This window comes from Myroides sp. A21 (genome assembly GCF_000807225.1).
Classification (GTDB): Bacteria; Bacteroidota; Bacteroidia; order Flavobacteriales; family Flavobacteriaceae; genus Flavobacterium; species Flavobacterium odoratimimum.
The window spans coordinates 2,345,326-2,359,988 of record NZ_CP010327.1 but is presented as its reverse complement, the minus strand read 5'-3'; the positions used below and the strand labels follow the sequence as shown (position 1 = coordinate 2,359,988).

General features: G+C 33.8%; 15 protein-coding genes. 4 read left to right on the top strand and 11 right to left on the bottom strand.

All coding sequences use genetic code 11. The annotated features are described in order from the left end of the window. Positions 1-39: 39 nt before the first annotated feature. The gene (locus tag MYRA21_RS10760) at positions 40-819 is read right to left on the bottom strand and encodes a zinc ribbon domain-containing protein (protein WP_006256911.1); all 780 of its coding nucleotides are present in this window, start codon (positions 817-819) and stop codon (positions 40-42) included. Positions 820-821: 2 nt separating this feature from the next. After that, a complete protein-coding gene (locus MYRA21_RS10755) occupies positions 822-1,916 on the bottom strand; it encodes a Nif3-like dinuclear metal center hexameric protein (protein WP_006260751.1) in 1,095 nt (364 codons plus the stop codon). A 68-nt stretch (positions 1,917-1,984) separates the two neighbouring features. Here MYRA21_RS10755 and lpxK point away from each other — a divergent pair, with 68 nt between their 5' ends. Beyond that, positions 1,985-3,010, top strand: coding sequence for a tetraacyldisaccharide 4'-kinase (lpxK, locus tag MYRA21_RS10750; RefSeq protein WP_006260750.1), 1,026 nt, complete (start codon positions 1,985-1,987; stop codon positions 3,008-3,010). Continuing rightward, the gene (locus tag MYRA21_RS10745; RefSeq protein ID WP_006260749.1) at positions 2,982-3,794 is read left to right on the top strand and encodes a purine-nucleoside phosphorylase; all 813 of its coding nucleotides are present in this window, start codon (positions 2,982-2,984) and stop codon (positions 3,792-3,794) included. The genes lpxK and MYRA21_RS10745 overlap by 29 nt, the downstream gene beginning before the upstream one ends. 312 nt (positions 3,795-4,106) lie before the next feature. Here MYRA21_RS10745 and MYRA21_RS10740 read toward each other — a convergent pair whose 3' ends face one another. Further along, positions 4,107-5,882, bottom strand: a complete 1,776-nt coding sequence (locus MYRA21_RS10740; protein ID WP_006260748.1) for a DNA mismatch repair protein MutS — start codon at positions 5,880-5,882, stop codon at positions 4,107-4,109. A gap of 205 nt (positions 5,883-6,087) precedes the next feature. On the opposite strand from MYRA21_RS10740, the gene MYRA21_RS10735 reads away from it, so the two are divergent. Beyond that, positions 6,088-6,819: a phytanoyl-CoA dioxygenase family protein gene (locus MYRA21_RS10735; protein WP_039328972.1), complete on the top strand. Its 732-nt coding sequence runs from the start codon at positions 6,088-6,090 to the stop codon at positions 6,817-6,819. Positions 6,820-6,883: 64 nt separating this feature from the next. Here the strand turns inward: MYRA21_RS10735 and MYRA21_RS10730 are convergent, their stop codons facing one another. Continuing rightward, on the bottom strand, positions 6,884-7,192 hold the full coding sequence (locus MYRA21_RS10730; protein WP_006260746.1) for a DUF805 domain-containing protein: 309 nt from the start codon (positions 7,190-7,192) through the stop codon (positions 6,884-6,886). Between the two features lie 260 nt (positions 7,193-7,452). On the opposite strand from MYRA21_RS10730, the gene MYRA21_RS10725 reads away from it, so the two are divergent. Continuing rightward, positions 7,453-9,825, top strand: a complete 2,373-nt coding sequence (locus tag MYRA21_RS10725; protein ID WP_006260745.1) for an erythromycin esterase family protein — start codon at positions 7,453-7,455, stop codon at positions 9,823-9,825. A 50-nt stretch (positions 9,826-9,875) separates the two neighbouring features. Here MYRA21_RS10725 and MYRA21_RS10720 read toward each other — a convergent pair whose 3' ends face one another. The 7 genes from MYRA21_RS10720 to MYRA21_RS10690 form a co-directional block, all read right to left on the bottom strand. Then, positions 9,876-10,286: a hypothetical protein gene (locus MYRA21_RS10720; RefSeq protein ID WP_006256919.1), complete on the bottom strand. Its 411-nt coding sequence runs from the start codon at positions 10,284-10,286 to the stop codon at positions 9,876-9,878. Positions 10,287-10,378: 92 nt separating this feature from the next. Then, positions 10,379-11,410: an alpha/beta fold hydrolase gene (locus tag MYRA21_RS10715; protein ID WP_006260744.1), complete on the bottom strand. Its 1,032-nt coding sequence runs from the start codon at positions 11,408-11,410 to the stop codon at positions 10,379-10,381. Positions 11,411-11,526: 116 nt separating this feature from the next. Beyond that, complete coding sequence (locus tag MYRA21_RS10710; RefSeq protein ID WP_006260743.1) at positions 11,527-12,768, bottom strand: hypothetical protein; 1,242 nt, start codon at positions 12,766-12,768, stop codon at positions 11,527-11,529. Positions 12,769-12,827: 59 nt separating this feature from the next. Further along, complete coding sequence (locus tag MYRA21_RS10705; RefSeq protein WP_006260742.1) at positions 12,828-13,268, bottom strand: VOC family protein; 441 nt, start codon at positions 13,266-13,268, stop codon at positions 12,828-12,830. A gap of 84 nt (positions 13,269-13,352) precedes the next feature. Next, a complete protein-coding gene (locus MYRA21_RS10700) occupies positions 13,353-13,658 on the bottom strand; it encodes a helix-turn-helix domain-containing protein (protein WP_006260741.1) in 306 nt (101 codons plus the stop codon). Position 13,659: 1 nt separating this feature from the next. After that, positions 13,660-14,007 (bottom strand): type II toxin-antitoxin system RelE/ParE family toxin, encoded by a 348-nt coding sequence (locus MYRA21_RS10695; RefSeq protein ID WP_006260740.1) that lies wholly within the window; start codon positions 14,005-14,007, stop codon positions 13,660-13,662. Between the two features lie 173 nt (positions 14,008-14,180). After that, positions 14,181-14,648, bottom strand: coding sequence for a hypothetical protein (locus tag MYRA21_RS10690; RefSeq protein ID WP_006260739.1), 468 nt, complete (start codon positions 14,646-14,648; stop codon positions 14,181-14,183). Between the last annotated feature and the right edge of the window lie 15 nt (positions 14,649-14,663).

Sequence of the window (14,663 nt, the reverse complement as noted above, 5' to 3'; positions counted from 1 at the left end):
AAAATAAAAAAAGCCTCTTTCACAAGAGGCTTTCTGATATTATAATTTAGCTATAATAGCTTCAATTTTTTCTCTTTCTTCTTCAGCTAAAGCACTATCAACTAAAATACGTCCACTGTGCTCATCTGTAATAATCTTCTTACGTGCCGCAATCTCTACTTGAGTTTGTGGTGGAATAGTAAAGTAAGATCCTCCTGATGCACCACGCTCGATAGATACAACAGCTAAACCGTTACGAACACCATTTCTGATTCTGTTATAAGCTACTAATAAACGTTCTTCGATATCTTGTTTGAACTCTTCTGATTTCTCTAATAAGATTTTCTCTTCACGCTCAGTCTCAGACATAATGCTGTTTAATTCAGCTTCTTTATGTCCTAAGTGCTCTTTTCTAGCAGCTAACTTAGTTTCTGTCTCTGCAATTGTGTTTTTCTTGTGCTCGATGCTAACTTTCATCTCTTTGATGTGTTTTTCAGCAAGCTCAATCTCTAACTTCTGGAACTCAATCTCTTTTTCTAATGAGTTAAACTCTCTATTGTTTTTAACCTCATTTTGTTGCTCAGTATATCTTACGATAGCAGCTTTGAATTCCTCAATAGCAGCTTTTTTATCCTTAATACTCGCTTCGATATTACTTAAGTCTATATTTGATTTCTCTAAGCGTTTGTTCAGTCCAGCAACCTCATCTTGTAGATCTTCAACTTCAAGAGGCAATTCTCCTCTCATATTTCTGATTTCGTCAATTCTTGAGTCAATCAATTGCAAGTCATAAAGTGCTCTTAACTTCTCTTCAACGGTTAATTCTTTTTTCTTTGTCATCATTATAAGTAGTTAACTGGATTCGTATTTACTGTTGATAAAATAACTGCAAAAGTAGTTATTTTTTTTGAAAGAAAGTCAGTTATATAATTTTTTGTATACCTTTCACTTTCAAAATGCCCTATATCGGCTAAAACCAACTGACTTTCAGCTTGGTAATAATCGTGATATTTCAAATCTGAGGTGATATAAGCATCTACTTTCTGTGATAATGCAGCCCCTATCGCAAAACTTCCAGAGCCTCCTAACACAGCTACTCTCTTTATCGGCTTCCCTAATAGCGCACTATGTCTAATACCTCCAGTTCCTGTTTTTGCTTTGACCATCTGTAAGAATGCTACCTCGTCCATCTCTTCCTCTAGTTCACCTATCATCCCCATTCCTACATTTTGTAGTTTATTCTCTAGAGTATATATTTCATAAGCTTTCTCCTCATAGAAGTCTAAATCAAACAAGGCTTTTAATACCTTCCCTTGTAAATGCTTTTCAAATATTACTTCTACTTTGACTTCCTCTACTTCTTCATATTTTAGTGGTTCTCCTATAGCAGGACTACTCTTCTCATTACCTCTAAAACTTCCCTTGCCCTCCGTCGTAAAACTGCACAAATCATAATTACCTATAGCACCAGCTCCTGCATTAAACAGAGCCTGTCTCACTTCATCTGCATTCACTCGAGGAGCATAAGTCACTAGTTTTTGAATATAGTTCTCTTTCGGTATTAATATACTTGTGTTTTTTAATCCTAGCGTATCACAGAAGATCTTATTCACCCCTTCTTGATGATTGTCTAGTGCAGTATGTATAGCATAGATAGCGATATCGTGTTTGATCGCTTTAATTACAGCTCTCTCTACATAGCTCTTTCCTGTTATCTTCTTTAATCCAGAAAACAAGATTGGGTGAAAGCATACTACCATATTACACTTCTTCTCTATCGCCTCGTCTATCACGGTCTCTAAAGCGTCATGACAGACTAGGATCCCACTTACTTCTAAGTTATAGTCCCCTACTAATAACCCGACATTATCAAATCCCTCTGCATACGATAACGGTGTCATCTCTTCTAACACAGTGATTACTTCTCTTAACTTCATTTCTCAAATAATTTTGAACTGTAATTTATATATTTTCTCAAAGATAAAAAAATTGGTAATTTCGTATTATGGAATTACTGCGAAAATTACTCTTCCCTTTTGCCATCTTATATGGCGGGATCACTTCCCTGCGCAATTACCTTTATTCAATAAATATATTGAAGAGAACCTCTTTTAGTACACCTACTATAGTAGTAGGTAACTTAAGTGTAGGTGGTACTGGTAAAACGCCTATGGTGGAATACATAATACGACTTTTAAAAGACAAATACAAAATAGCGACTCTTAGTAGAGGGTATAAACGCAAAAGTGAGGGCTTCTTCCTCGCAGATGAACATACGACTATGGAGCAAATCGGTGATGAACCTTTCCAATATCATCACAAGTTTGACAATATCGCTGTAGCAGTAGATGCAAAAAGAGTAAACGGAATAGAGAATATCCTAAAACGAAGAACAGATACTCAAGCCATCGTTCTAGATGATGCTTTTCAGCACCTAGCTGTAAAAGGTGGTTTTAATATTCTACTGACTACTTATGATGAACCGTACTATAGCGATTATATGTTGCCGACAGGTAACCTTAGAGAAAGTCGTAGAGGAGCGAAACGAGCAGATATCATCATCGTCACCAAATGCCCTCCTACGTTATCCTCAACAGAACAAAACTCGATTGTTAAAAAATTAAATCTCAAACTGGGACAATTGTCTTTTTTTACGTATATTGAATTCAGTAAACTTGCATATTCAAAGGCTGATTCTATCTCAGTAGAAGACTTAAAAAAAGAAGAGTTTTTAATGGTAGCTGGTATTGCTAAACCACAAAGTTTTTTTGACCATCTAAAGGGCGATAAAACAATTTGTTTAACATTTCCTGACCATCATCATTTTTCATCTACTGACATTGAGTTAATTTTGAACAAAGCAAAAGAGAGTAAGATTATTACAACAGAGAAAGATTATGTCCGCTTAAATGGACTAATCCCCTCGAATAAATTATATTATTTACCAATTCAGACTTCCTTTTTAAACAATCAAGAGGAGTTTGATAAAACAATTTTAAACTATGTGGGAGCAAGTACAAGAAACGGTTAAGTATTTAATTGAAAAGACACAATTCAAACCTGAGATAGGTATTGTATTGGGGTCAGGATTAGGAAACCTTACTGCTGATATTAAAATAGAGCATGAAATTCCTTACTCAGAAATTCCTAATTTTCCAGTATCTACTGTACAAGGACACAAAGGTGCTTTAATCTTTGGTACGATTGGTAATAAAAAAGTAATGGCTATGCAAGGTCGTTTCCATTACTACGAAGGATACGAAATGGTAAAAACAGTATTCCCTATCAGAGTAATGAAGTATATGGGAGTAGAAACATTGATCGTATCTAATGCTTCAGGAGGTGTTAACCCTACATTTAAAGTAGGAGATATTATGATCATCACAGATCATATCAATGCATTCCCTGATCATCCTCTAAGAGGACATAATGATGAGCGCTTCGGACCTCGTTTCGTAAACATGAATGATGCGTATACAGGAACTTTAGTTAAGAAAGCACAAGAAATAGCTAAAGCGAAAAACTTCGATATTAAACAAGGAGTATACTACGGATTACAAGGACCAACTTTTGAAACATTAGCGGAGTATAAAATGGTACGCGTTGTAGGAGCAGACTGTGTAGGTATGTCTACAGTACCAGAAGTAATCGTAGCTCGTCACATGGATATGAAAGTATTCGGTATCTCTGTTATCTCAGATATGGGGAATGAAGAAGGTATCGTAGAAGCACATCACGAAGATGTACTTAGAGCTGTAGAAGCTGCTGAGCCTATCGCTCGTGAGCTTATTAATGAGTTAATTAAGACTATGTAATTAGTTTTTCTTATAATGTAATTTTTAGAGATACTTCTTCTGCAGAAGTATCTCTTTTTTTTGAGACCTGTTTAGATTCTCTTCGTGGTTTTCTTTAAGAATACTACAGAGAACCTAAACAGGTTCTTTTTTTCACCTTCTGTCTTCTGCTAGTATCATAATGGCAGTTTTATCGCATAGTGATCGCATTAAAAACAGCCAAAACTATGCGAGCAGTATGCCACCACTATGCGATAACTATGCGACCACTCCAATAAATGGCACAAAAAAAAGCCACCGAAGTGACTTTTTTGAATTCTCTATTGCTATAAATTAATCTATAATTTCCATTTTTTTCATAATGAATGTCGCATTCTTATTCTGACATACACCATCTCTTATCTTGTAGTCAAAGTGTAAATCATCTTCTTTTATCTCCACCTCAAAACATTTATTGATTAGAATATCAGGGAATTTATTCGTTGTCTCACATACCTCTAAATCATGAGTAGCGATCACACCATAGGTCTTCTCCCTAATCAACTTATGGATCACTCCTATCGTCCCGCTCTGCTTATCATCAGAGTTCGTTCCTCTAAGTATCTCATCTAGTAGTACGAAGCATGGTTCTTCTCTCACCTGTTCGATAATCATCTTTAGCCTTTTCACCTCTGCATAGAAGTAAGACTCACTATCTTCTAATGAATCTGTCAGTCTCATCGATACAAATAACGGCAGTGGGAAGAAAGTAGCTTTCGTAGCACAGATAGGCGCTCCTACACTAGCTAGTACAAGATTAACCCCTATGGTACGCAAGAAAGTACTCTTACCAGACATATTAGATCCTGTCAGAATCACAAAGCGTTGGTTGCTAAAGTTGATATCATTACAGACTCTCTTCTTCTCATTTAGCAGTGGATGCCCTAGATCTTTAAACTTCATCTCTCCCTCTTCACTGATAATAGGGAAGGTATAATGTCTATTGTTATAAGAGAAGTTCGCTAGCGAATTAAGCGCTTCTACCTCTCCTATAATCTCTATTGCTTTAGGCACAAGATGTCCTTTACTCTTTTTCCAATCTAAAAAGCGGTGTAATACGTGTACATGATACTGCACAAAACCGTTAAACACAACCATCACAAAGATATTAGCCACAGTCTCTAACTGTTCGAATAATTTTGATAGTTCTTTTAACTCTTTACTCGCTTGAAAAGAATCTTTATTTAATTCACTGATATAGGATTTCATTTTATCTGTAGTGAAAGTCTCTCTTTCTATACGCTTAATGATAGAACTACAGCTCTCTATAGTCTCATGTACCTTATCTGCTCCTCCTAGTTCTGCCTGAATATTCTTTATCTGTGATAAAGTCAGTATTAAGTTAAAGGAGAATAAGGTAGAGATCACATATCCCATAAAATCAAGGTCTAACAGAAAGTATAAAACAATCGAAATCCCTAATAACACAGGTAACACATAACTTAATGCACGGCCTAGTTTACTAATAGGTACTACGGCTGTGTCACTCCATTTCTTTAATCTTGTATACGCTTTCTCATCTAGATTAGACAGCTTGCTATAAGCATTAATCTCATGTCTCCATTCTACCTTCTGAGAAAGTTCTTTAATCGCTTCTTGATTATCTAAAATAGCTTCTGATGTCAATTTGCCTTTTAATAAATCTGCAAGCTTTTGTTTTCCTATAAACGTTGCTGTCCTATTTAGGTATTGATACAAAGATTTATGCCCAAAAATATCTAAGTCAAAAGCATAAGGGTGTTCTGTAGTCTTAAACTCTTCTCCTGCATCAAAAGGTCTTTTATCCTCTTCTAAGAAGGCAAGCTCATCTGTATTAATCTCTTTAAGAGCCTGTACATAGCGCATTTTCCAAGAGTACTCTACGTGTACACGCAGCAATACTAAGAAAGCAACAATAAGCCCTCCTGTAAAATATAAGTAAAAGGTATCCGCGTTAGCCAAAGCTAGATAGAAGAAATAAATAATAGCGAAGAATACGATCAAGCGTATTGCTCCTACTATTTTATATTTACTTCTTATAGCATTGTATTTAGTATTAAATAATAACTGTCTTTTGTTATAAATTTCCATTGATAATTTATTTTTTTTGCCATACCGCCTCTAATGAGACATCAACAAATATACACCAATAAAAATATCTTGTTCATTAATTCTAGTTATAATATTGAGAATCTATTGTGAAAATAGGGGAATAAATAGGACAATTTAAATTAGCATTACACTATTTCACTTCAGTAGTTTATCTTCGTATTATAAAATCTCTAATAGCTGTGTTATGCCTCTAGACTTTGAACAAAATAGTTATCTATACCTACCTAGTTTCTTTATGGAAGAAGAATTAACATCTATAGAATTGATACTTAACAACTTTCACAAGCAATGGTTAATAGAAAATGAACAAGAGTATAAGAACGGCTTAATCAACAGTCATAGCCTTACGAGTAGTCCTTTTATTACTAAACAAGAAAGGCTAGCATTATTCCAATTCATTGCTCAGGCTAAACTTATAGATATTGTCGAATCTATCTTTCCTGATAAAGCTAAATTCTTAAATACTCAATTATTCTTTGATCCTTATCACAAGGAACAAAAGAACTATTGGCATAGGGATATTCAGTATACAGGGCTTTCGATAGAAGAACAACAAGAAAAGATTAAGACAGAAAATGTAGTTCACTTTAGAATCCCACTGAAGAAAGAAAATGGAATAGAAATCATCCCTGCTACTCATCGGTTATGGGATATGCCTATAGAAGAAGACACTCGACTATCTCAGCATGGTCGTCATCCAAGTGATGCTCTGGAACGAGGGCAAGTGTTTAATCTAAATAGAGGTGATCTATTTATCTTCTCTGCGAATAGTATACACAGAGGGCTGTATGGTGATGAGAGATTCTCTTTTGACATTATCTACTGTGATGACACACCTGCTTTTAATGCATTTATAGATCCTAAAAATCAACCTACAGAAGAAGAGTTAGCTCTTCTAAACAACAGTGTGTTCTAAGAGTATACCCTTTATACGAAGGAACTAAAAAGGATGTAATGGTATAATACCCACTACATCCTTTTTAACCTTCTATTGACTCTGATACAGGTTTACTCACTTTTATCTCTCTAGATAACATACCTAACCAAGTTCTGAAACTAAACTGTTCCCACCCTTTCTTACCTAAATCGTGACAGCGTCTAGTCCCTTTACCAAAAAGATAGATATGTAACCCTATAAAGACTATTAGAAATAGTATTCCGAAAAAAGCGCCACTTAATCTCGCAAATACTGAGAAGCTTAAAAACAACAACACAAAGTAAGTTACTAGACTTACGATATATGCCTTTCTGTTGATAGTCCCTTTATAAGAAAATGCCTCTTTTATCACAATTATTCAATTTATCTTGAAGCGTCAAATTTAAACAAAAACTAGTAAAAAAATTACTCTGATTATATAAGTAATAGGTAGACTTATTGGTGATAAAATAAAGTTTTATTTAGATATACTAACTGTAGTTATTTTAATTTCAAAATACATGACACCTTATGACAAATATGTTAAACAATCAAATAACACCTTCTGATTAAACAATATGAACCTTATATTTAAGGTTATATCTATAACCAACTAGAAATAATCACTATAATATGAGATTTTTATTCACCTTACTAATGGCTTTAGTAATCACCATGACTAAAGCACAAGAGTTAATAATACAGCCACTACTTCCACCAGACACTAAGGAACTAACAGACCTGTCTTTCCTTAAAGAAGAGCTCAAAGACAAGCAAATCGTCATGTTAGGAGAACAAACACATATGTATGATAATATCTTTGAGATGAAGGCAAGAGTAGTTGAATACCTACACCAAGAAATGGGCTTTACTACTTTCGCTATGGAGTCTCCTGTATATGATATATGGAAGATGAATCAACAGGGGTTTAATCCTGATGCGTTTAATCAAGCTATTTTTAGTACATGGAGTAATAGTCAAGAGTTTCAAAGATTAGTTAAGTATATAGAAGATAACAACCTTAAAGTGATAGGATATGACTCGCAAATCCTAAATGAGGATATCTTCATAGAAGACTTCTTTACTTACCTAGAGCAACAAAAAATAAGTTTAAAGCTTGACTCGGATGACTTCGGTATCGCATTAGAGGCATTGCTAGTTACTTATAAATACGATAATCAAGATATCAAGTTTACTGCTTTTGAAAAAGAGCTTAAAAGAATAATTACTGCTATAGAGAAGTTACCTCAAACAGACACTAATCTTACTTGGGTACAAATCACTAAAGGTCTTCTAAGCACTGCACAATCAGTCAATGATACGAAAGAACCAATTATGACAAGTGACCTTGCCTCTAAAGATGACAACTATCGCGATAAACAGATGGCGGATAACTTAATACAGTATATTAAAAGGCATCCTCAAGAAAAAATCATGGTATGGGCTGATAATATCCATGTTATGTACAGCAACCCGAATAGTGGAAATGTACAGGCAAGAGCCTTCATCTCTATGGGACGACAAATAAAAGATTATTATAAAGAGAAAGTATTTAGTCTAGGTACATTACATGCCAATGATTCCCTGTTCGATACAGGGACACGTACCTTACATGCTACTCCTATTCAAGAAGGTTCTTTTGAAGATCAGTTACAAAAGTTAAACACTCCTTATCTGTATATTTCTTCTAATCAGGAAGCAATGCATCTACCTATGGATACAAGGCTACTTCACTTCGTAGAGTATACTAAGGAGAGATTAGACTTATTTCACGATGGTTATATATTTCTAAATACTGCTTCACAAGCAGAACGAAAAAAGATAAAGAAACAAGATACCCAAAACAAGGTAACTGTACCTTCTAAAGAAATCAAACAAGAACAAGGTTCTTTTAAAGGGCAACTATTAGATAAAGATACTCAACAGCCTATCGCCTTTGCAACTATTATCTTAGTAGAACAAGATATCTATAGAGTAACGGATGACAATGGGTATTATGAACTTCCTTTTGACCCTAAGACAAAAGGTAACTCTACACTAGAGATACAAGCTCTAGGATATGATAACTATACTGTATCCTTAAATGAATTAGCTTCTGTTATCTCATTAGAAGCCAACTTTGACTTACTAGATGAATTAGTTATCACCAAACAACTTACTCCAAAAGAAGTACTCCGCCTTGCTATCAAAAAGAAAGCTGAGAACCACCCTACTGAACCATTTAACTTCACTAGATTTAGTCATGAATTAATCTATAAGAACGATACTAAAATATTTGACCTTGAAATAATAACTAAAGATTACCAGGAAACCTATTTAGGCTTGAACAGAACAACTTTTGAGGTACAACAAGTAAAATGGAACAATAGAGGTATTAAGAACATAAAAAATACAGACCATATTTTTAGAGGCAGAGAGAATCCAATTCAATACTCTAATATATTACACAAAAGAAAATACAAGAAGTTTAAACTCTCGTTTATAGAATCAAAAGATCCTAATGATAGTAACTTATATGTTATCGCATTCGAAACAGAGAGAGAGGGTTGGAATTACACTAATAAAGCTGATCCCTCTAAATACTCAGGTAGAATTTATATTAATCAAGATAACTATGCCATAGTAAAAGTGGTTGAAACATGGGAATCATCATTAGATGCTGACTATTTAAAAAGTAAGTATAAACACAATTCTAATATAGAGCGTATTGCATTAAGGACTGCTAAGGAAGAAAATATCAGCGTATTCAAAGATCTCCTCAATAATGGTAAATACTATGCTACTAACTTCTTCTATAGATCCTTTAGTGATGAAACTTATCATAATGGAGAAAAACATAATTTCACCAACTCTACTGACTCACATTTATTTGATTTAAAAACAAATGACGTCGAATTCATAGAGTATGAATTTAAAAACAAAAGCAAAACTTTACTAGATAGGGTATCTTACAATGATGGCTTTTGGAACAACTTCTACAAAGAAAACCCTCAGTATAAACCATAATTAAGTTAATCAAAAAGAGGCTGTAATGGGATTACAGCCTCTTTTTATATCTATTTCGTAATGACAATCATCCCAAAATCACCTTTTTTATAGCCATACATGACATCTGTCTGTTTTGACTTTTCGAAGCGTATTTCTTTTACATCTTCTACTTTTAACAAGGCTAAGTCTTTTGACTTCATCATCGTATTTCCATCTCCTTTTTTATCTATTACCATCACACTAAAGTTCCCAGGTTCTATAGTAGGAATAGCTCCCTTGTGATACAACTTACAGGTATTAATATAAAGATCTTCTACATACTGCTGTAGAGTAAGTTTATTACCTGGGTTTACTTCTTCTTTAGATTGATATAAAGAAGCTAAACTGTCATTTATACTTGTGTTTTTGTCTTGTGGATTTTGTCCAATACAGAATGTAGTAACACATAGTGCCACTACTATATATCTTAAATGTCGCATGAGGTATAGAGTGAAATTATAAAGCTCTAATTTACTCTATCAATTCTTAATATAATGATAAAGATAAGGTATTGAAATGCTAATTAACTCAACTATTGCTTTAACACCCAGTCCACTATTTTTTGTTTAGGTACTTGATGGATTTCATAACTTTCTCCATCAGCAAAGAAATGATTCTCCCCTTCTAATACTTCTATTGCTATATTCTTATTATGAAAACTCTGAAGCAATTCAACATTGCTAATAGGATCTACTAATACATCTTGATCTCCTATCATATAAAACATCGGTATAGCTATCGCTCTATACTTATCCTGATTGTCTTTTGCCACTATATCTCTTTCTGCATGTCCTATTAGAAATCGAAACCTCGTTTTAGTTTTCTTATCTGTATATCCTATCTCCTTCATCTTTTTCTTATACATCTTCCAATAGTTCTTATCATCCTTAATTGAAATATAATAATCAGCTAGTTCATTATACACCTTTTCTTTTTCTTCTTGAGTATCATAGGCAAAATAATCTTGAAAACCATTCTCCTCTTGTTTTAGTTGGTATAAAAACATCTCTTTACCAGACACAACAGGTGATGATAACATCACTAAAAAATCAGGATCAAAAGAATGAGCATAAGCATCCATAATAGCAATCCCTCCCATGCTATGTCCTATTACACCGATCTTTTTATCCTTTAACTCTTCTCTCTTCTTTAACATCTGAAAGGCCGAAGCTAATTCTGCACCCATCATAGAAGGGCTATATGACATATTTCCACCTCCTGTTCCTCCTGAATTTCCCATCTCTCTTTCATCATATCTAAATACAGCTACATTGTGACCTAATAAGGCTTCTGCTAAATAGCTATGTGTATTACGTGTATTATATCCTGTACCTGGTTTAATAATCACTACTTTATCGAAGCCTGTCTTAGGTATGATCAAACTTCCTTCAAAAGAAACACTATCTATCTTTTCTTTCCAATGAAAGGCAGGTACATTAAATTTAATCGTAGTAAAAGAGTAATTGTCTTTTTTAGGAACATAGGTTTCTAAATCAGTCTTAGCATTCTGTCCTATACACATAGAAGTAATCAGTAGAAAGCTGTATAAAATTAAGTGTTTCATAATTATAAGTTTTAGTTAAGTGTTCTATAGATAACTACTTAACTAAAACCTTTAGTATAAAAAAAAGCTACTTTAACATATCGTAAAGTAGCTTTATTCATTCTTATATCAATTGATTACCAAACCAATACGTTATTCTCATTCTTCCAAAGTAACAAACGGAAGTCTTCATAAATATCAGCAGTACCAATAGTATGTGTATCTCTTACAGGCTTATTCAAAGTCAGCTTGTGTAATATACCTGCATATGTACCTACATATAATGTCTTCTCATCTTCTGATAATACCATTCCACTTATGGTAGAACCTAAGAAATGTTGCCACAGCTCTCTTCCGTCTTTATGTATTGCTCTGATATATCCATAAGCATCTCCTAAGATATAGTAGTCATTAAAAGCTACACCAGCATACACACGCATTCCTTCATCTAATATCGTAATATCCTCATGATCATCCCATCCTGGTATATCCATTCCATCTAACTTATCTCCATCTACCCCTATCGATATCCCATTGTAAAAATGGCAAGAGTTAGTCAATAGTTGTTTATCATCTTTAGTAAACAAACAATAATGAGGATACTCAGATTGTGGACCTACTGATCCTACTTTATTCCCTTCACTGTCCAAAACGATGTGATCGCTACACTGCTCTCCTACTACAATATACTTATTGTCGTGAGATAAAGTAGCATGATCCATAGATAATCCATTGTTTTCTTCCCCTTCTTCTAGTATTGGAAACAACAGTTTCTCTTCTTTAGTATTTAATAAATAAATTCCCTCTGAAGAGATGAACAATACTTTCAGCCCATCACTAAAAGGAATAAGTCTTGTAATTCCTATATTCGCTAAAGTATCTAATGTAAACTCTGTTATAATTTCTCCTTCCCATCCTTGACGAGTCACTATCTTATCTGCATACGCTATCGCATAAACAAGGTTGCGCATAGACTGTCCAATGCTTTTAATCTCTTTGTCTAATGCAACTACTTCTGTTCCTTTCGCTATATATGCTTGTCGCTCTTCATAAGAAGTCCCTTGCATAAAAGCGACACTATCTTCTGCTATATAACAAATATCTCCTATATAACTCCCTTTGTCATCTAACATTGGTATAATAGGGGCATGTGCAGGAGGAAACTCTTGTCTAAAAGTATCTACTGCACCATTAACATTAGCTTCTCTTAATAACTCAATAACTGCTTCTGCAAGTTTACCTCTTGTGTCCTCTGCTTCTTCACCATCCCATTTATCCCAGCCGTGTTCTGTACCGAAAGCGACCATCTCATTAATCTCCTTAGCATACTTCTCGCCTTTCTTATACCACTTACCCTGTAGCTCTTCTCTTGTTTTCATCTCTTCTATGTTTTATCACAGCACTAAAGTATTGACTTATGTCTTCTAATGCAATCACTTTATTCAGCTAATTTTCGCTCTCCTAAGTTCTCTATTAATCTCAATAAATACCCATCAGGATCTTGTACTAAGAACTGTTTCTGACCGAACTCTACATCGTCTGCTCTATACCAACGCTCTTCTGCATCAATAAACACATTATAATTAGCCTCTTGAAGTCGTTTTAGAATAGGTATTATGGCATTTACTTCTATCTGAAAGTTTATTCCTCTACCATACGGCTTTTCTAATATCCCTGTCTCCCATTCTCTATCAGCAGGATTATATTGTTCTAGCATTACTTGTGCATCTCCCATACCTAAATAGGCAAAGTACTCTTCCTTTCGATCATACATTACTTCAAACCCTATATAATCACACCAAAACTGTAAACTAATAGCTAAGTCAGATACTACAAACTCTGGTACTAAAGCTGCCCACTTTATATTATCACTTCTCATGATGTTCTTTTAAGTAAAAATACTATTTATTAGATACAAAAAAGGCTATCTAAAAGATAGCCTACGATATACCTTATCCAATTCTTAAATAGTTGCTTGACTATCTAACTCAACATTAAAACTCACCTTTAATCCCAACGCCTTAAATACTTTTAATAAAGTAGTCAGACGAGCATCTGTAGTGCTATTCTCTATCTTTGAGATCTGAGCTTTTTTTACTCCTACTAAGAGACCTAATTCCTCTTGTGTTAAATTACGCTTTTGTCTTGCTTGTTTTATTTGTTGTCCTAACAAGTCAAGCCTTAATTCATTCTCAAACTCTTCTCTACTCTCTGTTCCTCTCTCACCAATATATAAATCAGTAATTTCTTCTAAGCTATATGTTTTCATTTTACTTCTCTTTACTATTAAAATAGACATCTCTCAATCGTTCAGCTCTTTCTATTTTTTTTTTAGAAATTTTATCCTCTTTTTTTATAATACCATGTGTTGAAATCACCATTGTATTTTTATTATCTGACTTATCCCAAAAGGCAAATAGCCTATAATAAAAAGAGCTATACATTGTTCTAAACTCCCAAATATCACCTTGTAACTTCTTAAATAATTCAATATCTGAAGTGATGCTTGCTTTATTTATATTATAAATAATCTTTGCTCTAGCTTTAGAATCTAAATGGTCTAAAAACTCTTTAGCTTCTTCTAAAAAAATGACATTAAACTTTAAACCATCTTTCATTATCAATACATTACAAAATTAAATGTTTCCTAATAAAGAAACAACCATTATTATATATTAAAGATAAAATGATTTAAGAACATAAAATTAAACATATCAAACACCTTCTTAACAATACTAAAATAATACACTTAAAAGGCAATAACTCATTACATCATAGTTAACCAACTTCACTATTCTTCGTCAAAAGAAAACTCACTCCACACCAATTCCCAAAAAGGACTATCTAAATCAAAACGCTCATTATACAATCTCTCTATTTCTTCTTTAGACAATTCAGATTCTGTCAAATAAATCATATATTTCACACACTCTTCAAACTCACCTAAAGAATCTGCTACTAATAATGGTTCCCATTTACCTGCTCCATGCTCTGCAAAATAAACAGGAAAGCCTTTCTCCTCTTCTGTGATATCTATCCAATATGGATCTTGTGCATAACCTCCACATATTACATACCAATTAGGATGAAAATCACCTTCCTTAGTTCCTGTGATATCCTTTCCTTCAACTCTATTATACTTATACCCATCTTGAAAACCTTCAATATCGCCCTGTTGAGGATAAAACTGAGGCATAAAATAATGAGTACATTCTATCTCTTTTGCTATAAAATCTGTTATTGCTTTTGGAAATTTCATATTCTTCTTTTTAAG